This is a genomic window from Streptomyces monticola (assembly GCF_042665355.1).
In the GTDB taxonomy this organism is placed as follows: domain Bacteria; phylum Actinomycetota; class Actinomycetes; order Streptomycetales; family Streptomycetaceae; genus Streptomyces; species Streptomyces monticola.
The window spans coordinates 336,051-357,203 of the sequence record NZ_JBHTCF010000007.1; the positions used below are offsets into that span (position 1 = coordinate 336,051).

19 protein-coding genes and 1 riboswitch are annotated in these 21,153 nt (G+C 69.7%); of the genes, 8 read left to right on the forward strand and 11 right to left on the reverse strand.

What is annotated here, in order from left to right; all coding sequences use genetic code 11:
• Nucleotides 1-77: 77 nt before the first annotated feature.
• The 4 genes from groL to thrC all read right to left on the reverse strand — a co-directional run bounded on the left by groL (nucleotide 78) and on the right by thrC (nucleotide 4,361).
• Complete coding sequence (gene groL, locus ACFQVC_RS19505; RefSeq protein WP_381831749.1) at nucleotides 78-1,703, reverse strand: chaperonin GroEL; 1,626 nt, start codon at nucleotides 1,701-1,703, stop codon at nucleotides 78-80.
• Nucleotides 1,704-2,028: 325 nt separating this feature from the next.
• Entirely contained in the window at nucleotides 2,029-2,232 is a 204-nt protein-coding gene (locus ACFQVC_RS19510; RefSeq protein WP_004986573.1) for a cold-shock protein, read from the reverse strand.
• Between the two features lie 452 nt (nucleotides 2,233-2,684).
• Nucleotides 2,685-2,963, reverse strand: a complete 279-nt coding sequence (locus tag ACFQVC_RS19515; protein ID WP_381482486.1) for a MoaD/ThiS family protein — start codon at nucleotides 2,961-2,963, stop codon at nucleotides 2,685-2,687.
• A gap of 72 nt (nucleotides 2,964-3,035) precedes the next feature.
• The gene (gene thrC / locus ACFQVC_RS19520; RefSeq protein WP_381831750.1) at nucleotides 3,036-4,361 is read right to left on the reverse strand and encodes a threonine synthase; all 1,326 of its coding nucleotides are present in this window, start codon (nucleotides 4,359-4,361) and stop codon (nucleotides 3,036-3,038) included.
• Nucleotides 4,346-4,492: riboswitch (SAM riboswitch) on the reverse strand. It overlaps the preceding gene by 16 nt.
• Nucleotides 4,493-4,652: 160 nt before the next feature.
• Between thrC and ACFQVC_RS19525 the strand changes: the two genes are divergently transcribed.
• The 3 genes from ACFQVC_RS19525 to ACFQVC_RS19535 all read left to right on the forward strand — a co-directional run bounded on the left by ACFQVC_RS19525 (nucleotide 4,653) and on the right by ACFQVC_RS19535 (nucleotide 9,236).
• Complete coding sequence (locus ACFQVC_RS19525) at nucleotides 4,653-5,600, forward strand: glucosyl-3-phosphoglycerate synthase (RefSeq protein ID WP_381831751.1); 948 nt, start codon at nucleotides 4,653-4,655, stop codon at nucleotides 5,598-5,600.
• An 80-nt stretch (nucleotides 5,601-5,680) separates the two neighbouring features.
• Complete coding sequence (locus ACFQVC_RS19530; RefSeq protein ID WP_381831752.1) at nucleotides 5,681-7,741, forward strand: DUF7927 domain-containing protein; 2,061 nt, start codon at nucleotides 5,681-5,683, stop codon at nucleotides 7,739-7,741.
• A gap of 118 nt (nucleotides 7,742-7,859) precedes the next feature.
• On the forward strand, nucleotides 7,860-9,236 hold the full coding sequence (locus tag ACFQVC_RS19535) for an alpha,alpha-trehalose-phosphate synthase (UDP-forming) (RefSeq protein WP_381831753.1): 1,377 nt from the start codon (nucleotides 7,860-7,862) through the stop codon (nucleotides 9,234-9,236).
• 31 nt (nucleotides 9,237-9,267) lie between these two features.
• On the opposite strand, the gene otsB is transcribed toward ACFQVC_RS19535, so the two are convergent.
• The 3 genes from otsB to ACFQVC_RS19550 form a co-directional block, all read right to left on the reverse strand.
• On the reverse strand, nucleotides 9,268-10,119 hold the full coding sequence (gene otsB, locus ACFQVC_RS19540; RefSeq protein WP_381831754.1) for a trehalose-phosphatase: 852 nt from the start codon (nucleotides 10,117-10,119) through the stop codon (nucleotides 9,268-9,270).
• A gap of 66 nt (nucleotides 10,120-10,185) precedes the next feature.
• On the reverse strand, nucleotides 10,186-10,440 hold the full coding sequence (locus tag ACFQVC_RS19545) for a DUF3263 domain-containing protein (protein WP_381831755.1): 255 nt from the start codon (nucleotides 10,438-10,440) through the stop codon (nucleotides 10,186-10,188).
• Between the two features lie 39 nt (nucleotides 10,441-10,479).
• Nucleotides 10,480-11,775, reverse strand: a complete 1,296-nt coding sequence (locus ACFQVC_RS19550; protein ID WP_381831756.1) for an ABC transporter substrate-binding protein — start codon at nucleotides 11,773-11,775, stop codon at nucleotides 10,480-10,482.
• A gap of 242 nt (nucleotides 11,776-12,017) precedes the next feature.
• Between ACFQVC_RS19550 and ACFQVC_RS19555 the strand changes: the two genes are divergently transcribed.
• Complete coding sequence (locus ACFQVC_RS19555) at nucleotides 12,018-12,923, forward strand: SIS domain-containing protein (RefSeq protein WP_381831757.1); 906 nt, start codon at nucleotides 12,018-12,020, stop codon at nucleotides 12,921-12,923.
• A 234-nt stretch (nucleotides 12,924-13,157) separates the two neighbouring features.
• Complete coding sequence (arfB, locus tag ACFQVC_RS19560; RefSeq protein WP_381831758.1) at nucleotides 13,158-13,586, forward strand: alternative ribosome rescue aminoacyl-tRNA hydrolase ArfB; 429 nt, start codon at nucleotides 13,158-13,160, stop codon at nucleotides 13,584-13,586.
• A gap of 455 nt (nucleotides 13,587-14,041) precedes the next feature.
• Here arfB and ACFQVC_RS19565 read toward each other — a convergent pair whose 3' ends face one another.
• The gene (locus ACFQVC_RS19565) at nucleotides 14,042-14,473 is read right to left on the reverse strand and encodes an ATP-binding protein (RefSeq protein WP_381831759.1); all 432 of its coding nucleotides are present in this window, start codon (nucleotides 14,471-14,473) and stop codon (nucleotides 14,042-14,044) included.
• Between the two features lie 179 nt (nucleotides 14,474-14,652).
• Here ACFQVC_RS19565 and ACFQVC_RS19570 point away from each other — a divergent pair, with 179 nt between their 5' ends.
• On the forward strand, nucleotides 14,653-15,411 hold the full coding sequence (locus tag ACFQVC_RS19570; RefSeq protein ID WP_381831760.1) for a GntR family transcriptional regulator: 759 nt from the start codon (nucleotides 14,653-14,655) through the stop codon (nucleotides 15,409-15,411).
• 493 nt (nucleotides 15,412-15,904) lie between these two features.
• Here the strand turns inward: ACFQVC_RS19570 and ACFQVC_RS19575 are convergent, their stop codons facing one another.
• Nucleotides 15,905-16,432, reverse strand: a complete 528-nt coding sequence (locus tag ACFQVC_RS19575; protein ID WP_381831786.1) for a DUF1062 domain-containing protein — start codon at nucleotides 16,430-16,432, stop codon at nucleotides 15,905-15,907.
• Nucleotides 16,433-16,677: 245 nt separating this feature from the next.
• Nucleotides 16,678-17,187 carry a flavin reductase family protein gene (locus tag ACFQVC_RS19580; protein WP_381831761.1) on the reverse strand — a complete coding sequence of 170 codons (510 nt, stop codon included), beginning with the start codon at nucleotides 17,185-17,187 and terminating at the stop codon, nucleotides 16,678-16,680.
• 347 nt (nucleotides 17,188-17,534) lie between these two features.
• Between ACFQVC_RS19580 and cdgB the strand changes: the two genes are divergently transcribed.
• Together cdgB and ACFQVC_RS19590 are read left to right on the forward strand one after the other, a co-directional pair.
• Nucleotides 17,535-19,217: a diguanylate cyclase CdgB gene (gene cdgB, locus ACFQVC_RS19585; protein WP_381831762.1), complete on the forward strand. Its 1,683-nt coding sequence runs from the start codon at nucleotides 17,535-17,537 to the stop codon at nucleotides 19,215-19,217.
• A gap of 121 nt (nucleotides 19,218-19,338) precedes the next feature.
• Nucleotides 19,339-20,274, forward strand: a complete 936-nt coding sequence (locus tag ACFQVC_RS19590; protein ID WP_381831763.1) for a carbohydrate-binding protein — start codon at nucleotides 19,339-19,341, stop codon at nucleotides 20,272-20,274.
• Between the two features lie 30 nt (nucleotides 20,275-20,304).
• Here the strand turns inward: ACFQVC_RS19590 and ACFQVC_RS19595 are convergent, their stop codons facing one another.
• Nucleotides 20,305-21,153 (reverse strand): class II fructose-bisphosphate aldolase, encoded by an 849-nt coding sequence (locus ACFQVC_RS19595; RefSeq protein ID WP_381831764.1) that lies wholly within the window; start codon nucleotides 21,151-21,153, stop codon nucleotides 20,305-20,307.

The following is a 21,153-nucleotide window of genomic DNA, read 5'->3' on the forward strand; positions in this document are numbered from 1 at the left end:
ACCCCCTGGGAGTGGGGATGCCGCCCTTGTGCGCGTAACGCGGGTGCTGCGGGTACTGCGAACTACCGAGCCGGGGCTCAGAAGTCCATGTCACCGCCCGGCATGCCGCCCGGAGCGCCCGCGGCAGCGGCCTTCTCCGGCTTGTCGGCGATGACGGCCTCGGTGGTGAGGAACAGCGCGGCGATGGAGGACGCGTTCTGCAGGGCAGAGCGGGTCACCTTCGCCGGGTCGATGATGCCTTCGGCGATCATGTCGACGTACTCGCCGGTGGCGGCGTTCAGACCGTGACCGACGGTCAGGTTGCGCACCTTCTCCACGACGACGCCGCCCTCGAGACCGCCGTTGACGGCGATCTGCTTCAGCGGGGCCTCGAGCGCGAGCTTCACGGCGTTGGCGCCGGTCGCCTCGTCACCCTCGAGCTCCAGCTTCTCGAAGACCGAGGAGGCCTGCAGCAGGGCCACGCCACCGCCGGCGACGATGCCCTCCTCGACGGCCGCCTTCGCGTTGCGAACGGCGTCCTCGATGCGGTGCTTGCGCTCCTTGAGCTCGACCTCGGTCGCGGCACCGGCCTTGATGACGGCCACGCCGCCGGCCAGCTTCGCGAGGCGCTCCTGGAGCTTCTCGCGGTCGTAGTCCGAGTCGGACTGCTCGATCTCGGCGCGGATCTGGTTCACGCGGCCGTTGACCTGGTCGCTGTCGCCGGCACCGTCGACGATGGTGGTCTCGTCCTTGGTGATGACGACCTTGCGGGCGCGGCCGAGCAGGTCGATCGTGGCGTTCTCGAGCTTGAGGCCGACCTCCTCGGAGATGACCTCGCCGCCGGTGAGGATGGCGATGTCGTTCAGCATCGCCTTGCGGCGGTCACCGAAGCCCGGGGCCTTGACGGCGACGGACTTGAAGGTGCCACGGATCTTGTTGACGACCAGCGTGGACAGGGCCTCGCCCTCGACGTCCTCGGCGATGATCAGCAGCGGCTTGCCGGACTGCATGACCTTCTCCAGGAGCGGCAGCAGGTCCTTGACGTTGCCGATCTTGGAGTTGGCGATCAGGATGTACGGGTCCTCGAGCGAGGCCTCCATACGCTCCATGTCGGTGGCGAAGTACGCCGAGATGTAGCCCTTGTCGAAGCGCATACCCTCGGTGAGCTCCAGCTCCAGACCGAAGGTCTGGGACTCCTCGACGGTGATGACGCCTTCCTTGCCGACCTTGTCCATGGCCTCGGCGATGAGCTCGCCGATCTGGGCGTCGGCGGCGGAGATGGAGGCGGTGGAGGCGATCTGCTCCTTGGTCTCGACCTCCTTGGCCTGGTCGAGCAGGGCGGCGGAGACGGCCTCGACGGCCTTCTCGATACCGCGCTTCAGGGCCATCGGGTTGGCACCCGCGGCGACGTTGCGCAGGCCCTCCTTGACGAGCGCCTGGGCGAGAACGGTGGCCGTGGTCGTACCGTCACCGGCGACGTCGTCCGTCTTCTTGGCGACTTCCTTGACCAGCTCGGCGCCGATCTTCTCGTACGGGTCCTCGAGCTCGATCTCCTTGGCGATGGAAACACCATCGTTGGTGATCGTGGGGGCGCCCCACTTCTTCTCGAGGACGACGTTGCGACCCTTGGGGCCCAGGGTCACCTTGACGGCGTCGGCGAGCTGGTTCATGCCGCGCTCGAGGCCGCGCCGTGCCTCCTCGTCGAACGCGATGATCTTGGCCATGTGAAGTGGTCCTCCCGGACAGGGGTGGAATGCTCCGGACCGCGCCAGCGCCCGCGACGGACGGCCTGCAGTCCTTGTGGTTCCTTGCCCCACCCGGCCTGCGGGCCTCACTGACCCAGCCCACGTTGTGAAGAGTGACAGCCTGTCACTCTCACCTTCAGAGTGCTAACGCCAATGATTAGCACTCGCCCTGGTCGAGTGCAAGCGAGTCCCACGAAAGTGCAGCTCACAGCGTTCCGGACACACACCGGAGACACAGAAGGACCCGCACCCCGAGGGGTGCGGGTCCTCCTTCACGTCGCTGCAGTCAGTCGCGTCGGCGCGATCAGGCAGTCACGCGGACCATGTCCGCCTGCGGCCCCTTCTGGCCCTGCGAGATCTCGAACTCGACCCGCTGGCCCTCTTCCAGGGTGCGGTAGCCGTCCATCTGAATCGCGCTGTAGTGGACGAATACATCCGCACCACCGTCGACCGCGATGAAGCCGTACCCCTTCTCCGCGTTGAACCACTTGACGGTGCCCTGAGCCATGCCTAACTCCCCTATTACTGGCCCTTGCACAGATCCGCACTTCGCGGATCCGGGTCAGACCTCACCCCCCGACAGGTGGGGGTGTGCGCCGGAACGCGTCGACCGCCGCTGAATGTATCTGTCCAACTGCCGTCTGCAACAGGTCAATCGGACGAGAATTCTGGGCACGACCGATCGGTTATATACGGAGGATTCACCGTAAGACGGCCCAACTCGGGCCAGGCAAAGCGAACAAACCGTGCAAATAGCGTGAGTTCTTTGGCTACAAGTTGTCGGCAAACCGGGGAGTTCTCATATGCACCCGGCACACGCGAAGCCAAAAGCGGAACAGCTTTCCCAACTGTATCGCGCTCAACCAAGCAGAATTGCCCCCTCCGCTTCTCGGGCGGAGAGGGCAATTCCGGTAACGCTGCGTATGTATTCGCCGTCGGCGATAAACGCTCGGTAAACGGTCAGCAGCCGCCCGCGACGGCCGGAATGATCGAGACGCCGGCACCGTCCGGAGTCGCCGTCTCAAGACCCTGCTCGAAACGGACGTCGTCGTCGTTCACGTACACGTTCACGAACCGGCGCAGCTTGCCCTGGTCGTCGAGGACGCGGGCGGCGATACCGGTGTGGTTCTTCTCCAGGTCCGCGATGACCTCGCCGAGGGTGCCGCCCTCGGCGGCGACCTCGGCCTGACCGCCGGTGTAGGTGCGCAGGATGGTGGGGATGCGGACGTTGACGCTCATGGGGTTCACCTCTGGGTCCGGGGGCGGAGCACCCCGGTTACGGGAAGGGCGGGGTCGGGAAGCTAAGGGAATTCAGGCCAGACCGGCGGCGCGGAACGCGTCAAGCGAAGGCTTGATGGTGGCCGTGGCCTGCGAGGTCTCCGCGACGGCGTCGAGGGTCTTCAGGCCGTCACCGGTGTTGAGGACGACCGTGGTCAGCGACGGATCCAGCTGACCGCTCTCGACCAGCTTCTTCGTGACACCGACGGTCACACCCCCCGCGGTCTCCGCGAAGATCCCCTCGGTCCGGGCCAGCAGCTTGATCGCGTCCACGACCTGCTCGTCGTTCACGTCCTCGACCGCACCGCCCGTGCGACGGGCGATGTCCAGGACGTAGGGACCGTCGGCCGGGTTGCCGATGGCGAGCGACTTGGCGATGGTGTCCGGCTTCTGCGGGCGTACGACGTCGTGGCCGGCCTTGAAGGCCGTCGACACCGGGGAGCAGCCCTCGGCCTGGGCGCCGAAGATCTTGTACGGCTTGTCCTCGACCAGCCCGAGCTTGATCAGCTCCTGCAGCCCCTTGTCGATCTTCGTGAGCTGCGAGCCGGACGCGATCGGGATGACGAGCTGGTCGGGCAGGACCCAGCCCAGCTGCTCGCAGATCTCGTACGCGAGGGTCTTGGAGCCCTCGCCGTAGTACGGCCGGAGGTTCACATTGACGAAGCCCCAGCCCTCGCCGAGGGGGTCGCCGATGAGCTCGGAGCAGAAGCGGTTCACATCGTCGTAGTTGCCCTCGATGCCGACGAGCTCGCCGCCGTAGACCGCGGCCATGACGACCTTGCCCTGCTCCAGGTCGTGCGGGATGAACACACAGGAGCGGAAGCCGGCGCGGGCGGCGGCGGCGCCGACGGCACCCGCGAGGTTGCCGGTGGAGGAGCAGGAGAGGGTGGTGAAGCCGAAGGCGCGGGCGGCCTCCAGGGCCTGGGCGACGACGCGGTCCTTGAAGGAATGCGTCGGGTTGCCCGAGTCGTCCTTGATGAACAGGCCGCCGGTGACGCCGAGTTCACGCGCGAGGTTGTCGGCCTTGACCAGCTTGGTCCAGCCCGGGTTCAGATTGGGCTTGGACGCCACGTCCGCGGGGACGGGCAGCAGCGGTGCGTACCGCCAGATGTTGTCGGGACCGGCCTCGATCTTCTCGCGGAGCGCCTCGGGGTCGCCGACCGGGAGGTCGTAGGCGACTTCGAGCGGCCCGAAACACAGCTCGCAGGCGAAGATCGGTCCGAGCGGGAAGCGCTCACCGCATTCGCGGCAGGAGAGGCCGGAGGCGGGACCCAGATCGACGGACGTGCCGGGAGTGGTGGTGGTTTCAACCGTCTGTACAGCCATGGAGGCGAGGCCCTTTCTCCTCATCTTCCTCATGACGCATCTCGCCATGAGACGGATTTGGCACCTTCCCTAGTCAGTGGCCTCGCGTGCATGCGGAGCGAAGGCTGACTGGAGGGTTGCCGGGGCTTCAACGGGCCGTATCCCTCTGCCCCTCTGGATGAGCGGTATGACCCGGTACCTGCCGGGTGTTTGTCGCGCGGTGACCCCGACATGCGGCGGCCATGCGCGTTGTTCAAGACTGTAACCGACGGCAGTGACAGTTGAGATAGTCGTCCGAACCGCGAGATGGATCACATCCACCGCCCATGTGAGGGGATCCGGGACGTGCTCGAAGAGGTGGAGTGCTGGCTGACCAGGCGCTCCTGGTCCGTGACCGACCGCCCGCTGGACCAGCTTCTCGCCGCGAAGGCGAAGTCCGGCAGCACGGTCAGCGTGGTGCTGCCCGCGCTCGACGAGGAGGCCACGGTGGGCGAGATCGTGACGGTGATCCGCCGTGAGCTGATGGCTCCCGGGGCGGCCCTGGTCGATGAGCTCGTGGTGGTCGACTCGGGCTCCACCGACCGTACGGCCGAGGTGGCCGCCGCGGCCGGGGCGCGGGTGGTGCACCGGGACGCGATACTTCCGCGGCTGCCGGCGCTGCCCGGCAAGGGCGAGGTGCTCTGGCGGTCGCTCCTGGTGACCGCCGGCGACATCGTGTGCTTCGTCGACGCCGACCTCAGGGAGTTCTCCGCGGACTTCGTCTCCGGGATCGTGGGGCCGCTGCTCACCGACCCGGACCTGCAGTTCGTGAAGGCGATGTACGACCGTCCACTGGGTGAGACGGCCGGCCAGGGCGGCCGGGTCACCGAGCTGGTGGCGCGGCCGCTGCTCAATCTGCACTGGCCCCAACTGGCGGGCTTCGTGCAGCCGTTGGGCGGCGAGTACGCGGCCAGGCGCTCCCTGCTCGAACAGCTCCCCTTCCCGGTCGGGTACGGCGTGGAGCTCGGCCTCCTGGTCGACGCGCTGCACACCGTGGGCCTCGACGCGCTCGCCCAGGTCGACGTCGGGGTCCGCAAGCACCGCCACCAGGACGGCCGGGCCCTCGGCCGGATGGCGGCGGCCATCTACCGCACGGCACAGCTGCGGCTCGCCCGCGGCCATCTCGTCCGCCCGCGTCTGACCCAGTTCGAGCGGGGGGAACAGGGCTTCGAGCCGCGCACTCACGAGGTGGACACCGAGGAGCGGCCGCCGATGGCCAATATCGCGGAGTACACGGAACGACGCGTGGCGTAACCGATCGCGATCATGGTTATTGCCTAAATTTCCCACTTATGTGGGTTAGACATGGAAAGCCTAATTCGCGGCGCCGGGCAGTGACCCGGCTCGTCGGGGCGCTGGTCGCCGCCGCCGCTGCCGCCACCTCACTGGTCGGTGCCGCGGCCCCCGCCGCGGCCGTGGTCGTCGAGCCCTTCGCCAAGCGCTACGACGAAGCCCTGTACGGCGACTTCAAGACCATCGGCAACGCCGTCCTCGACTGCCCGAACACCCCGGCCGACGTCGCGGCCCGCTGCCGCTCCGCGCAGGCCGGGACGAGCAACGAGAACAACAACCAGTTCGACATGCAGTACCTGGACACGGCCGGGTTCAGCCAGACCGTGCTGAACTCCAGCACGGGCAAGGTGCAGATCCCGCCGGGTTCGAAGATCGCGTACGCCCGGCTCTTCTGGGGCGGCAACGACGGCACGTACAAGCTCGGCCGCAACCAGATCAAGCGCTGCGACACCGCGGGCGTGGCCACCTCTCCGGCCGGCGACCCGCTCACCACCAAGCCGGTCCTCAAGGTCAACGGCGGCGCCGAGTCCCAGGTGGGCATCGAGAACGCCGTGAAGACACCCGCCGCGGTCGGCGGCCCGCACTACTACACGGCCGAGGCCGACGTCACCTCCCAGTTCCAGTCGATGGCCTCAGGCACCGACGTGCCGGTCTCCGTCGGCAACGTGTGGGCGCCCACCGGCAAGGGCTGCGTCGGCGGCTGGTCGCTGACCGTCGTCTACAAGTACGACGCCCCCAACGCGCAGTACGCGCCCGACCGCCGCAACGTCTACATCTACGGCGGCCACGTGGTGCAGCAGTCCAAGGACCCGGACACCACCATCACGGTCGACGGCTTCTACCGCACCGGCAGCGGCAAGCTGCGCGCCAGCACCACCGCCTACGAGGGCGACGCGAATGTGGCCGGTGACCAGTTCCTGGTGAACGGCACCAATATCGCCAACAACGAGGGCTCGACGAACAACTTCTTCAACAGTCACGCCGAGGGCTGTCTCGACCCTTGCGACAACAACAACTTCAGTATCGACGCGGAGACCGTCGACATCCCCGCGGGAACCATCCCGCAGGGCGCGACCTCCGCGAAGCTGACGTTCCGCACCAAGGGCGATACGTATGTGCCGTCGGCCCTGGCCTTCTCGGTGCCGGTGCCCGACCTGGAGGTCACCAAGACGGCCTCGCCCAAGACCGTGGAGCCCGGCGGCACCCTCACGTACACGGTGAAGGCGAAGAACATCAGCCGACTGCCGTATCCCAGCGCCAAGTTCAGCGACGACCTCACCGACAACCTCGACGACGCGACGTACAACAACGACGCGAAGGCGACCATCGGCGATGTCTCCTACAGCGAACCGAAGGTGAGCTACCAGGGCGACATCCCCGCCGGGCAGACCGCGACCGTCACCTACTCGGTGACGGTCAACGACCCCGTCAGCGGTGACGGCAAGCTGAAGAACAACGTCGACGTCGAGTCCCCGCGCTCCAACTGCGAGGCGGACAGCACCGACCCGGCCTGCGGCACCACACCGGTGGTCGGGTCGCCGCCGGCGCCGCCGCAGCAGGCGTTCCTCACCATCGTCAACACCGCCACCCCGCCGGTGGTGCCGCCGTGCGCCTCGACGACCAACACCATCGTCATCAAGAACACCTCGACCCACACCCGCAAGGACGCCGTCATCGACTGGCCCGTCCGGGCCGGCTCCGCCCCCGTCGCCAGCGGCGGCACCGTCACCAAGAAGGGCTCGGTCTACGTCTGGAAGGGCGATGTTCCCGCAGGCGGCAAGGTCACCATCACCCAGAAGGTCAAGGCCTCCTGCACCCCCGGTGACGTCACCGTGATCACTGTGACCGCGCGGGTGCCGAAGACCAGCTGCCCGGCGATGGACACCCGCGCCGGCGGCGGCACCGACCCCTGCACCTCGGTCATCACCAGCTCACGGGTCCAGGGCCGGCCGGCTCCCGCCGGGCACTCCGGCCAGTCCGCTCCGCAGCTCGCGGAGACCGGCACCGACTCGCCGACGCTGCTCTACGGCGGCCTCGCCGTCGTCCTGTGCGGCCTCGGAGCGCTCGCCCTGGCAGCGGCGCGAGGACGCGACCGGGACTGATCCCACCTCCGGGCGAAGGGGCACTCACCCCTCCCCCCTTCCCCCCTCACCGTGCGGCCGGGCTCATGTGAGCCCGGCCGTACGTTTGAGCGTTTCCGGGCTTGGCTAAGTTGGCGTCATGGCTGCACCGATTCTCGTCGCGTCCAACCGAGGCCCCGTGTCGTACTCCGCACGCGAGGACGGCACCTTCGACACCAAGCGGGGCGGCGGCGGACTCGTCTCCGGGCTCTCCGCGATCGGCCCCGACGCGGGCGCCCTCTGGGTGTGCTCGGCCCTCTCCGACGACGACCGCGAGGCAGTGCGCCGCGGCGTCGCCGAGCCGGGTGTGCGGATGCTCGACATCGACGCCGCCGTGCACGCCGACGCGTACAACGGCATCGCCAACTCCGTCCTGTGGTTTGTGCACCACCTGCTGTACCAGACGCCCCTGGAGCCGGTCTTCGGCACGGAGTTCCGGCGCCAGTGGGCCGCGTACGAGAACTACAACCGGGCCTTCGCCGAGGCACTCGCGGCCGAGGCTGCGCCCGGCGCGGCGGTGCTCGTGCAGGACTACCACCTGGCCCTGGTGCCCGGGATGCTGCGCGCCCTGCGCGACGACCTGCGCATCGGGCACTTCTCGCACACGCCGTGGGCACCGGTCGACTACTTCCGGATGCTGCCCGACGACATCGCCGAGCAGCTCCTGCACGGCATGCTCGGCGCGGACCGGCTCGGCTTCCTGACCCGGCGGTGGGCGGACGCGTTCGAGGCCTGCTGCGCCGCCGTCGTCGGCGGCACCGGCGGCACCCGGATCGGGGTGCACGGCCTCGGGGCCGACGCGGACTTCCTGCGGGAGCGGGCACACAGGGACGACGTGGACGAGCGGATGGCGGCCCTGCGCGAGCAGATCGGCGGGCCGGAGCGGCGCACGGTCGTGCGGGTGGACCGCACCGAACTGTCCAAGAACATCGTGCGCGGCCTGCACGCCTACCGGCAGCTCCTGGAGGACCGCCCCGAGTGGCGCGAGCGCGTCGTGCACATCGCGTTCGCCTACCCCTCGCGGCAGGATCTCGCGGTGTACCGCGACTACACAGCCGAGGTCGCACGGGTCGCCGACGACATCAACTCCACGTTCGGCACGCCGGGTTGGACCCCGGTGATCCTGCACGTCAAGGATGACTTCGCCCGCTCGCTCGCCGCCTACCGGCTCGCGGACGTCGCCCTCGTCAACCCCATCCGCGACGGCATGAACCTGGTCGCCAAGGAAGTGCCGGTCGTCTCCGACGAGGGCTGCGCACTCGTGCTCTCACGGGAGGCCGGGGCGTACGAGGAGCTGGGCGAGGACGCGGTGGTGGTGAACCCGTACGACGTGACGGGCACGGCGGCGGCGCTGCACACCGCCCTGTGCATGCCGCAGGACGAACGCGCCGAACGCACGAAGCGCCTGGCGGCAGCGGCCACGGCGCTGCCGCCGGAGCAGTGGTTCCTGGAACAGCTGCGCGCACTCGACGACTGAGGGCACTCGTCAACCGAGAGCAGGGGCGCGGCTACTGGGCCGCGAGAGCCGCGAGCAGCGCGACCACGCCGCCCGGCCCCGGCACCACCAGGTCGCCCCGCTCCGCGAGCTCCGGTACCTCCGTGCTGCCGCTGCACACCAAAAGCCCCGGCACCCCGTCCGACCGCAGCTTCTCCACCGCCGCGAAGGCGGGCAGATCGCCCAGGTCGTCCCCGGCGTACAGCACGGACTCCGCGCCCACTTCGCGTACGTACGACGCCAGGGCGACGCCCTTGTCCATGCCGGGCGGGCGCAGCTCGACCACATAGCGGCCCGGCTCGGTGATCAGCCCATGCCGCGCGGCCAGCTCCGCGAGCGGGGTGCGCAAGGTGTCGAAGAGGGCCTGCGGGTCGTCCGCGCGGCGGGTGTGGACCGCCACCGCCCGCCCCTTCTCCTCGATCCACGTGCCGTGCCAGGCCCCCAACGCGTCCAGGAATCCGGGCAGTTCGGCCCGGGCGGCGGCCACTCCCGGGGGTGGCTCCGGAGCCTGGACCGTGCCGGAGACGGCGTCCCAGCGCTCCGCGCCGTAGTGCCCGAGCACCACCAGGTGCTGCAGGCCGTCCACGCCCGCGAAGCCGCCGTAGCGAACGGCCACGCCCGCGGGGCGGCCGGTGATCACGGCCACGGAGGCGACCCGGGGGGCGAGGGCGGCCAGTGCCGCGACCGCGTCCGGGTGCGCCCTGGCCTGCTCCGGGTCGGGCACGATCTCGGCGAGCGTGCCGTCGAAGTCGAGGGCCACGAGGGCGCGTTCGGGGCGGGCGAGGAGAGCGGTGAGGCCCTCGCGGCCCGCAGTGGTCGCCGGGGTCGGCAGGTCAGGCTTGCGCGTATGCGGGTGGCTGCCCATGGGGGTGACCCTATCCAGCGAGTCCGGGGGCGCACCCCGGGCGTACGGACTCACCCCGCGGAGCGCTCAGCGGCGGTTCCTGCGCGCGTCCCGGATCCGCCGCAGCCGGTTGACCGTCACCGGGTCGTGGGCCAGGGCTCTCGGGTCGTCGAGCAGGGCGTTCAGGAGCTGGTAATAGCGGGGTGGGGAGATCCCGAGCCGCTCCCTGATCGCACGCTCCTTCACTCCGGCGCTGGGCCAGCCGCGCCGCTCCACGGCGAGGACGGCACGGTCGCGGTCGGAGAGGCCGGAGGGTGCGTCGGGAGGCGGCTCGGAGGTCATACGGAAACCCTAGCCACGGCCACTGACAGTGCCGCTCGGCTACTCCGCCGCCTCCGCGGAAGCCGCCTTGTTCTGCAGCTCCTTGAGGATCGACGCCGGGTTGCCGTGCGGTGCGACCGCCTTGCCGATGTCCTGCTTGATGGACGCGCTCACCTGCGCCCATGAGGTCTTGCCGACGGGGTACAGCTGCGAGGTCGGCAGCTCTTCGAGGAACTCCCGCAGATGCTTGTACGCGGGGTCGTCGGCCATGGCGTCGGACGCGGTCGAGGTGACCGGCAGGATGTCGTAGCGCTCGGAGAAGTCCAGGACGTTCTTCTCGCTGTAGACGAAGTCGAGGAACTTGCCGATCTGTTCGCGGTGGCCGTTCTGCTTGAAGCCCATCATCCAGTCGGCGACGCCCATGGTGGCCTTGGCGTTGCCGTTGACGCCCGGCAGCGGCACCATGCCGTACTTCACGCCCTTCTTGGCGGCCTGCTTCATCAGCGTCGGATGGCCGTTGAGCATGCCGACCTCGCCGCGCGAGAACGCGTTGAAGGCCTCCTGCCGGTTGAGATCGCCGGGCGCGGTCGGACCGGTGAGGCCCTTGCCGACGAGGTCGTCCTTCAGCCAGGTGAAGGTGTCGATGTTCTGGTCGGAGTCGAGGGTGTACGTACCGACGTTGTCGGTGTAGCCGTCGCCGCCGCTGAGCAGCCACATCAGGGTCTCGGCCGGGGCTTCCTCACGGCCGAGGGGCAGTGCGAACGGATACTTCACGCCCTGCTCCTTGAGGAGTTCGGCGTCCTGGGCGAGCTCGCCCCAGCTCTGCGGGGTGCCGGTGATGCCGGCCTTCTCGAAGAGCTCCTTGTTGTAGAAGAGCAGCCGGGTCGAGGACGCGAACGGCATGCCGTACTGCGTCCTGCGGACCTCGCCCGCCTCGGTGAGCGAGGGCAGGAAGTCGGCCTGTACGGGGATGGAGAGCAGGTCGTCGGCGCTGTAGAGCTTGCCCTGCGCGGCGTAGCCGGCGTACGCGCCGATCTGCGCGATGTCCGGGGCCTGGCCCTTCTTGACCATGTCGGCGACCTTGGCGTCGACATCGCTCCAGGAGTAGACGTCGACGTCGACCTTGATGCCCGGGTTCTTCTTCTCGAACTCCCCGGCCAGCTTGTCCCAGTACTTCTGGCTGCTGTTGGCGGAGCTGTCGCCGTAGTCGGCCGCGACCATCTTCAGGGTCACGTCACCGGAGCCGCCGCCGGCCCCGCAGCCCGCGAGGACCGCCGTCATGCCGAGTGCGGCGCCCGCCGCCGTCAGACCAGTTATGCGCCGCTGCACAGCCGTTCCCACCCTTGTGTGTGCCATGTGCCAAGTGTTCAGAGATGTCCCAGACGTCCCCCGTAGACGATCTGAAGTGTGAACGGCGAGTTTCCCCCGCGTTCTCACACAAGGTCTACACCACTCACATATCACTTCGGCAACGAGGGGCCGCCGTTGCCCGGCCCGGGGCGCGACTGCTAAGCACTGCACGTAGGACCCGTACGACCTGCACGACCTGCACGACCTGCACCTGCCCTTGCCTCTCCCCGCTCGAGGAGCCGCCGCGCATGTCACGTACCGCAGCAGAGATAGCCACCCAGCCCCGCTGCTGGCGCCTGGCCGCCGAGGCCGCCGCCGGCTTCGACGGGCTGCCGCGACCGGGCGAGCGGGTCGCCGTCACCGGCTGCGGCACGTCGTGGTTCATGGCCATCGCCTACGCCGCGCTGCGCGAGGCCGCCGGGCAGGGCGAGACGGACGCCTTCGCCTCCTCGGAGTTCCCGGCGGGCCGTACGTACGACCGCGTGGTGGCGATCACCCGCTCCGGTACGACGACGGAGGTCCTCGACCTCCTCGGCGCGCTGCGCGGCAACGTGCCCACGGTGGCGCTCACCGCCGACCCGAAGACCCCCGTGATGGAGGCCGCCGACGCGGTGGCCGTACTCGACTTCGCGGACGAGGAGTCGGTGGTCCAGACCCGCTTCGCGACGACCGCGCTCGCGTTCCTGCGGGCGGGCCTCGGCGACCTGTCGGCCGTACTGCCCGGTCTGAAGTCCGTGCCGGAGGCCGCCGTGGACGCGGAACTCGCGGTGACGGAGCCGCTGCCGGAGGCGGTGCTCGGGGCGGAGCAGTGGACGTTCCTCGGCCGCGGCTGGACGTACGGGCTCGCGCTCGAAGCGGCCCTGAAGATGCGGGAGGCCGCGGGCGCGTGGACGGAGTCCTACCCCGCGATGGAGTACCGCCACGGCCCGATCTCGATCACCGGCCCCGGCCGGGTGGCCTGGATGTTCGGCGTACTGCCGGAGGGGCTCGCCGCGGATGTCGACCGGGTCGGCGGCCACCTCGTCGCCCGCCAGGAGGCCGACCCCCTGGCCGACTTGATCCGCGCCCAGCGTCTCGCGGTGGCTCTGGCGGAGTCCCGCGGCCAGGACCCGGACCGGCCGCGGAACCTGACGCGCAGCGTGATCCTGGCCTGACCCTGGCGTGCCCCTGGCTTGAGCGGGGCCCTGCGGGGCGGGGCGGTCTCGGGGTGCGCACCCTGCGGGGCGGGCGATCTGGGGGTGCGCGCCCTGCGGGGCGGGGCGGTGGCTCGGGTACGCGGCCTGGGCCTGGGCCTGGGCCTGGGCCTGGGCCTGGGCCTGGGCCTGGGAGGAGCGTCCCTCCTCGTAAATCCGGGTGACGTGGGGCCGAGGAGGCGCGATCATAGAGCCATGCCTGGGCCCTACGTCATCCGCGGCTCGGTCTCCCTGCCGGAGGCCGAGCTCATGTGGCGTTTCTCGCGCTCCTCGGGCCCCGGCGGGCAGCACGTCAACACCTCTGACTCGCAGGTGGAGTTGCGGTTCGACCTCGCGAAGACAGAGGTGCTGCCGGAGGTCTGGAAGGCCCGCGCCCTGGAGCGGCTCGCCCCCCGCATGGTGGGCGGCGTGATCGCGGTACGCGCGTCCGAGCACCGCTCCCAGTGGCGCAACCGCGAAATGGCGGCGACCCGCCTGGCCTCCCTCCTGGCCGAGGCCACGGCACCCCCTCCCCGCCCCCGCCGCGCGACCAAGATCCCGCGTGGCATCAACGAACGCCGCCTCCGCCAGAAGAAGGCCCGCTCGGAGACGAAGAGGGGCCGCTCGGGCCGGGACTGGACGTAGTGACAGGCCGCAGCGGTCCACACGGCCCCGCCACGAGCACATGACCACCAAGCAAGGCTCACCGCAGGGACGCTTCCCCCGGCCCCAAGGCCCCAAGGCCCACACGCAGCGGCGGCCCTTCCCGCCCAGTCAGGGCAGCTCCACCCCATGGAGCACGTACGGACCGGGCCCATCCTGTCCCAGCAGGGCGAGCGCCAACTCCCTTCGCCGCGACCGCTGTTCGTACGCGACCAGATAGGGCCGCACGAGTGGACTCGTACTGTCGATGACGGGAGCGTCCCACTCCCTCTTCCGGTACCGCGGCCGGCCTGGCATGAAGGGTGGCTCCCAGGCTTGGACGGCCAGGGTCCGCCGCCGCGTGGGCGGCACGACTGCGGTAGAGCGGTCCGGCTGCGACGGCCGGATGCATACCAATACCGCTCGCAGCCGGGCGAGGACATGCCGCGCGAAGGGAGTCACTCGGAACCTCCCACAGCGCGCACCGGCAGAACCAGTTCCGCCCAGGTCGCCTTCCCGATGCCGTGCCGGCGCGGACAGCAGCCCCACCGGTCGGCCAGGGCGATGACGAGTGCGAGGCCGCGCCCGTCTTCCTCGTCAAGTCCCGCCTGCCGAGGCTCGGGCAGGGCGTTGCTCGCGTCGGCGACCTCGACGCGCACCCGCCCCTCGTAGCGGGCGAGGCGTACACCGATCTCACGACCGGGTGGGACGCGCCCGTGCCGGATGGAGTTGGTGACCAGTTCGGAGAGCAACAGCTGGGCGGTGTCGGCCACTTCGCCGTCGACCTTCCACTCTGTAAGTTGCTCGCGCAGTAAGGCCCGAGCACGGCTCGCACTGCGGGGTGTGCGGGGAAGTTGCCAGGCGACTTCGACGACGTCCGTGGTGACCACAGGGCCCTCCCACTGAAGAGAACATCTCTAGAGAGATAGAGAAGCCCAGCAGGAACACCGACGTCAAGACATCTCTAGAGATATTTTCTGGCGCATCACGGTCCGTAGCGACGGGGGCCGCAGCTGCGGCGGCGAGGGAGGCGCCTACGATGTCTAGAGATGATCAGGAAGGACTGTCCATGAATAGCCAGGGCGCTGGCCGACAGCCCAAGTACCAACGCATCGCCGACGAGCTGAAGGCCGCGATCACAGCAGGTGAGTACGGGCCGGGAGACAGGCTGCCCGGCGAGAACGACCTGATGGCCACCTACGTCGTCGCGCGCATGACCGCCAGGCAGGCGCTCTCCGTTCTCCGGTCGGAGGGCCTGGTCGAGGCCCGGAAGGGCGCGGGAGTCTTCGTCCGCGACTTCAGGCCCATCCGACGTCACGGCACACAGCGCCTCGCCGCCGGCCGATGGGGCGAGGGGCGGTCCGTGTGGTCGGCCGACACCGAAGACCGTGAGCTGACGGTCGACTCGGTCTCGGTCACCGAGGAGAGTGCACCGGAAGGCGTCGCGCGCGTGCTCAACCTCGCGGAGGGGTCGGCCACTTGCGTACGACGCCGTAAGTACCTCCTGGACGGCCGCCCTGTCCTGCTGGCCACCTCGTATCTGGATGCCGACATCGTCGCCGGAACAGCGATCACGCAGCCGGACACCGGCCCCGGCGGCATCTACGCCCGCCTCGACGAGATCGGCCACAAGCCGGTCCGCTTCCGCGAGGAGATCCGCTCCCGCATGCCGAGCGCGGAGGAAACCACCTTGCTCGCCCTCACGCCGGGAACACCGGTCACCCTCATCTGCCGCACGGCCTTCGCCGAGGACGGCCACGCGGTCGAGGTCAACGACATGGTCCTGGACTCGTCCGCGTACATCCTCGAGTACGACTTCGACGCTTAAGCCGTGCCGGGCCGTGCCGACTCGGCACGGCCCGCATGCCAGCGCACCGCGGTGCGAAGCCTGGGGCGTTCACCCGGGCTGGGCGGGGGCGGGTGGGCGGGAAAGGGCAGCGGCCGCGCGGGACGCGGCGCGGTGAGTGACCCAACGCGGCAACCACCGCTCGCGCAGCGAGCGGCCTGCGGGGTGAGTCGAGCGCGGGCCTGCACACCGAGGGCCTCAGCCTCGACTCACGGCACGTGCAAGGACGAACTGCGGTGCGAAGCCTGGGGCGTTCACCCGGGCTGGGCGGGGGCGGGTGGGCGGGAAAGGGCGGCGACTGCGCGGGACGCGGTGCGGTGAGTGGCCGCGGGGCGCCGTGAACGCGGGACCACGCACCGAACGGGCCTCGGCCTCGGCACGCGCAAGGGCGAACTTCGTTGCCGAGCAAGGGCGTTACCCCCAGCAGGGGCCCGGCCGGTAAGAGTTGCCCCGCAGGCCCCTGCCCGGGGGCGGCTCAGCGTTTGAGGGTGAAGGTGAAGTCGTCGGAGAGCTTGCCGCTCAGCCGGACCGCCGAGACGAGCTTCCCCTCGGCGATCAGTCGCTCGACCTCGGCCCGCGAAAGGCCGCAACCGTCAGCGATGAGCCGCACCGGCCGGACAGGAATCCGCGCCGCGAAGCGGACCGACACGTTCATCACCTCGCGGTCCAGGTGATCCGATCCGCCGGTGTCGAGGCACCAGGCGCCCGCCCAGTCGAGGGCGATGCGATTGCGGCGCCGCACCACCGGGTCCTGGAGCAACTCGGCTGCCAGACCGGGGTCGTTGGCGTGCATCCGGTCAAGGAGATCAGGTCGTACGGAGCGCACGTTCATCCGCTCCAGGATCGTGACCTTCGCCGTGTCCCCGCACGCGGCGCAGAGCACGAGGAGCCAGGCGTCGAGGAGCTTGTGGTGTGCGTTGACGCGAAACTTTCCGTTCGGCCGGAAGCGCTCACCCGCGCACGCGGGGCAACGGCGGAGAACGGTCGGCAGGCAGGTGGGCATGACCACCCAGCAATTGAGCACAGGAGTACACCGGTTCCAGTGAGAAGTCCGCAGCAAAAAGGAGCGCGGCGCACATGCGCGACGCGCGACAGATCAGCTCTCGGGGGGTCTCACACGGTGTACAACGGCACGTCCTTGCCTCGACGACTCGGGTCGGCAGGACAGTAGGGCAGCACGACGGCGCCGATCAACGGGTTTTCGCCCGGGGCGACCCCGGTCGGCCCGCAGCACCTTGCAGGGGCGCCTCAGCCCAACTGCCGGTACCTGCCCCGGAAATACATCAGCGGACCGCCGTCCGCGCTCGGCAGTGACGCCGTCAGGACCCGGCCGATCACCAGCGTGTGGTCCCCCGCCGGGACCCGCTGCTCCGTCTCGCACTCCAGGGTCGACAGCGCGCCGCCGACCAGCGGCGCCCCCGAGGCCTCACCGCGTACATACGCGATGTCCTCGAAGAGGAGGCGGTCGCTGATACGGCCCTTCATCGCGAACCGGCCCGCGATATGACGCTGGCTCTCGGAGAGCACCGAGACACCCCAGCGCGGCTGCTCCGCGAGCAGATCGTCCATGCGGGAGCCGTCCCGCAGGCTCACGAGCACCAGGGGCGGATCCAGGGAGACGGACATGAAGGCCGTGGCCGTCATGCCGACATCCTCGGGGACGGGTCCGCCCTCCCCGAGGGAGTCCTCCCTCGCGGTCACCAGGACCACCCCCGCGGCCAGACGGGACATGGCGGCGCGGAACTCTTCGTTGCTCACCCCGACAGGATGAGTCTTCAGCAGCCTTGACACGAAACAGGACGCTAGTCCCGCCCCCCGGACCCCCGCATCGGGCCAGAGTCCGAGACCGGACTAGGTCTCCCGCCCGAGCCCGCCCCGCCCCAGCTCTCCCCTTTGCGTTCAGGAAACGTACGCTGAGATCAACGTTCCACGTCCCACCCCTTCACCCCCCGCTGTGACTTGAGTCACAGGACTCATATTTTGTTGACCCTGTGTACCGAGTGGGCAGCTCGCTGTGATTCAGTGGCGGAGGCAAGCGGAGGCAAACAGACACTAAGGGCGCTGCTAATCCTGGAGTTGCTGTCGAGGTCTCGGGGAGAGCGAGCATGGAGACCGAGTCGGAGCCTTACGTCCGTCTTGCGACCCTGCGGCAGCTGCACCACGTGGTCGCGGACCTGAACACGGCTCGCAGCCTGGCAGACACGCTGCAGACCGTCGCCGACGGCGTGGTCAACGGCCTCGGCTACGAGCTGGCGTGCGTGAACCTCGTACGCCCCGACGGCGATCTCGTCGTCGCCGCCTTCGCCGGCAGTGCCGCAGCCGAGGCACTGATCACCGGTCGCGTGGGTTCCCGTGAGTCCTGGGAGCGCCGTCTCGGCATGGGCCAGGCCTGGGGCGCGCTCCGTTTCATCCCGCACAGCGAGGGCTGGGTGCTCGTCGAGGACGACGTACCCCAGTGGCACACGGACGGCCCGGAGCCGCGCTTCGAGGACGAGTGGCACCCCCTGGACCGCCTCTACGCCCCGATGTACACCAGCGGCTCGGCGGGCGGAGAGCTCCTCGGCGTCATCTCCGTGGACCGCCCGCGCAACGGCCGGCACCCGGGCGCCTGGGGCCGCGAGGCGCTGCAGATGTACGCATCGCAGGCCGCCATTGCAATCAGTAACGCTCGTCTGCGAGCAAATATGCAGCGCGCCCTGGTCAGACTCGAGCGGGAACAGCAGGCGCTGCGGGCCAGCGAGGAATCCTTCCGGCAGGCCTTCGAGTACGCGCCCAGCGGTATGGCCATCGCCGAGATGGGCGGCGACCAGCACGGCCGGATCCTGCGGACCAACGACGCGCTGTGCCGCCTCCTGGGGCGACCCGCCTCCATGATGCGGCGCTATTCGTTCTCGGATCTCGTGCACCCCGAGGACATCGGGACCCTGCTCCGCACCTCCGCCGAGGGCGGCCGCGCCGAGCTGCGGCTCGGGCGCCGCGACGGCACCTATCTCTGGGTCTCGCTGCGCAACTCCGTGGTCGCGGACGCCGCCGACGGCCCCCGGTTTCTGCTCACGCACGTCGAGGACATCGAGGAGCGCAAGCGGCGCGAGCTGCAGCTGGCCCACCGCGCCTCGCACGACTCTCTCACCGGACTGCCCAACTCCGCCGAGCTGCGCGCCCGGTTGAGCGCCCGCCTGTGCCAGCGCCCGCAGAGCGTCCAGGCCAGCGCGATCGACTCCCTCGACGCGGCCTACGGCGCGGCGCCCACATACAGCACGCATGACGCGTACGACAGCAACGGCCACGGCTTCGACTACGCCGGCGGCACCGCACCGGCCACCGGCGGTATCGAGGGCTTCGACCACCATGTGCACACCGTGGCCCCCGAGGGCGACACGGACGACGGCACCAAGGGCCTCGCCGTCCTCTTCTGCGACCTGGACGGCTTCAAGTCGATCAACGACCGCTTCGGGCACCACACCGGTGACGCCGTGCTCATCGAGGTCGCGCGCCGCCTGACGAGCGGGGTGCGGGACGGGGACACGGTCGCCCGGCTCGGCGGTGACGAGTTCGTGGTGCTCGCCGACGGGCTCGGCCGGGCCGACGCCGCGGATCTCGCCGTACGCCTGCGGAACGCGATCATCCCGCCGATCCGGGTCGACGGCCGTGCGGTGCGGGTCGGCGCGAGCTTCGGGATCGGCTGGGCGCACTGCGGAATGTCGGCCGAAGAAGTGCTGCAGTCGGCCGACCAACGCATGTACATCGAGAAACGATCACGTGCCAAACAGCACAGGCGGGCTGGATAGCCCCAGGTCACAGCATTGGTGAGAGCTACGTCGCTCGGGGGGCCCAGCGAGCACGTGTAGGCTCGCCCAATTGGACACCTGTGGCCACCCGTACTCGATCTGCATGAGGAGTGACCGAGGGATGACGGCCGGCAACAACGGCGCGAGCACGCCCGAGGAAGACGACCCGTTCGGCTATCTGTACGCCGACGGTCAGGCGGCCGGCGCCACCCCGCCGAGCGGTGGCGGCGGTTACGGCTACCCCGGACGCACCTCCTCCTACAACCAGGTGCGCACCGTCGGTGAGCGCCAGTACGGACAGCACGGCGCGGGCGCACAGCAGGTCCCGCCGCAGAACGCGCACTACGCCGCCCCCGAGACCCTGCCCGGCGGGCAGGCCACGCGTCAGCAGCAGTCGCACTCCGACGGCGGGCACGGCGGCCGTGGCCGCGGGCCCAACACCAAGGGTCTGCTGATCGGCGCCCTCGCGGTGGTCGCCGCGGTCGTGGTCGGCATCAGCGTCGCCCTGCTCACCGACAGCGACGAGAAGACCAACGCCGGTGGCACCGACGCCGGTTCGTCCGCGAACAGCGGCACGGACGCCGGCTCCGGACAGCAGCCGTCCGACAAGCCGTCCGACGCGGGCAGCGACGTGGAACTGCCCAAGGAGGACGCCCGCGCCCTCACCCTCGCCGGCGGCACCTCCACCTCGTCGGAGATCCCCGGCTCCGAGTCCGGCACCTATGTGCAGGGCCTCAACCAGCCCGGCGCCTCGGCCACTTGGACCGTCAACGGCATCCCGAAGGACGGCAAGTACACCCTGAAGGTGCTCTACGGCGTACCGGGCAAGAAGATGTCCACCACGCTGACGGTCAACGGCAAGGCGCAGGACCGCAAGCTGAACATGGACAACTTCGGCAACGCGCCGGAGGGCGACTGGGAAAAGGGCTGGACCAACACCGGCGCCAACATCACCCTCAACAAGGGCACCAACACGATCAAGATCTCCTGCGAGAGCGGAGACACGTGCGATGTGAACCTCGACCAGGTTGTGCTCCTGAAGGGCTGGAAGTACTAAGCGCTCCGTGGAGAGTGGGGCCCCCGGCGTTCAGCCGAGCAGGCCCAGGAAGTGTGCCACTGTCCCGGCCATCGCCTCGCGAGCCGGGACGAGGTATTTGCGGGGGTCCACGGCCGAGGGGTGTGCCTCCAGGAACGCACGGGCCGCGCCCGTGAAAGCCGTGTTGAGGGCCGTGCCCACATTGATCTTCACCATGCCGGCGGCGACGGCAGCCCGTATCTCCTGATCCGGTACGCCACTTGAGCCGTGCAGCACCAGAGGCACCGGAACGGCTTCCTTGAGCGCGGCGATCAACTCGTGGTCCAGGGCGGCCGTGCGCTCCGTCATCGCGTGCGAGGAGCCCACCGCGACGGCCAGGGCGTCCACACCGGTGTCCGCGACATAGGCGGCGGCCTCGGCGGGATCGGTGCGTACGCCCGGCGCGTGGGCGTCGAGCGGCGGCTCGCCCTCCTTCCCGCCGACCTTGCCGAGCTCCGCCTCGATCCAGATGCCGCGCTCGTGGCCCCAACGGACCGCCTCCGCCGTGGCCTTGACGTTCTCCGCGTACGGGAGCCTCGACGCGTCGAACATCACCGAGCCGATGCCCTCGGGGTGGGCGGAGCGCAGCAGGTCCGGGTCGGTGACGTGGTCGAGGTGCAGGGCGAGGCGGGCGCCGGACGCGCGGGCGACGGCGGAGGTGGCCGCGGCGATGGCCTGCAGCCTGCCGCCGTGGAACTTCACCGCGTTCTCGGAGAGCTGGAGGATCGCGGGGCGGTCCGCACGTTCGGCGCCGGTGGCGATGGCTTCGGCGTGCTCCAGGGTGATGACGTTGAAGGCGGCGACGGCCGTGCGTGCGGCCCGCGCCTCGGCCATGAGTTCACCGGTGGTGGTCAGCGGCAT

Bases quoted from the DNA above. Each gene is read 5' to 3' on its own strand.
- ACFQVC_RS19515 (WP_381482486.1), bottom strand. From the start codon at position 2,963: ATGAGCGTCAACGTCCGCATCCCCACCATCCTGCGCACCTACACCGGC.
- ACFQVC_RS19570 (WP_381831760.1), top strand. From the start codon at position 14,653: ATGAATAGCCAGGGCGCTGGCCGACAGCCCAAGTACCAACGCATCGCC.
- arfB (WP_381831758.1), top strand. From the start codon at position 13,158: ATGCCTGGGCCCTACGTCATCCGCGGCTCGGTCTCCCTGCCGGAGGCC.
- ACFQVC_RS19590 (WP_381831763.1), top strand. From the start codon at position 19,339: ATGACGGCCGGCAACAACGGCGCGAGCACGCCCGAGGAAGACGACCCG.
- thrC (WP_381831750.1), bottom strand. From the start codon at position 4,361: ATGAGGAAGATGAGGAGAAAGGGCCTCGCCTCCATGGCTGTACAGACG.
- cdgB (WP_381831762.1), top strand. From the start codon at position 17,535: ATGGAGACCGAGTCGGAGCCTTACGTCCGTCTTGCGACCCTGCGGCAG.
- ACFQVC_RS19535 (WP_381831753.1), top strand. From the start codon at position 7,860: ATGGCTGCACCGATTCTCGTCGCGTCCAACCGAGGCCCCGTGTCGTAC.
- ACFQVC_RS19555 (WP_381831757.1), top strand. From the start codon at position 12,018: ATGTCACGTACCGCAGCAGAGATAGCCACCCAGCCCCGCTGCTGGCGC.
- ACFQVC_RS19595 (WP_381831764.1), bottom strand. From the start codon at position 21,153: ATGCCGCTGACCACCACCGGTGAACTCATGGCCGAGGCGCGGGCCGCA.
- ACFQVC_RS19575 (WP_381831786.1), bottom strand. From the start codon at position 16,432: ATGCCCACCTGCCTGCCGACCGTTCTCCGCCGTTGCCCCGCGTGCGCG.
- ACFQVC_RS19545 (WP_381831755.1), bottom strand. From the start codon at position 10,440: ATGACCTCCGAGCCGCCTCCCGACGCACCCTCCGGCCTCTCCGACCGC.
- ACFQVC_RS19510 (WP_004986573.1), bottom strand. From the start codon at position 2,232: ATGGCTCAGGGCACCGTCAAGTGGTTCAACGCGGAGAAGGGGTACGGC.
- otsB (WP_381831754.1), bottom strand. From the start codon at position 10,119: ATGGGCAGCCACCCGCATACGCGCAAGCCTGACCTGCCGACCCCGGCG.
- groL (WP_381831749.1), bottom strand. From the start codon at position 1,703: ATGGCCAAGATCATCGCGTTCGACGAGGAGGCACGGCGCGGCCTCGAG.
- ACFQVC_RS19550 (WP_381831756.1), bottom strand. From the start codon at position 11,775: ATGGCACACACAAGGGTGGGAACGGCTGTGCAGCGGCGCATAACTGGT.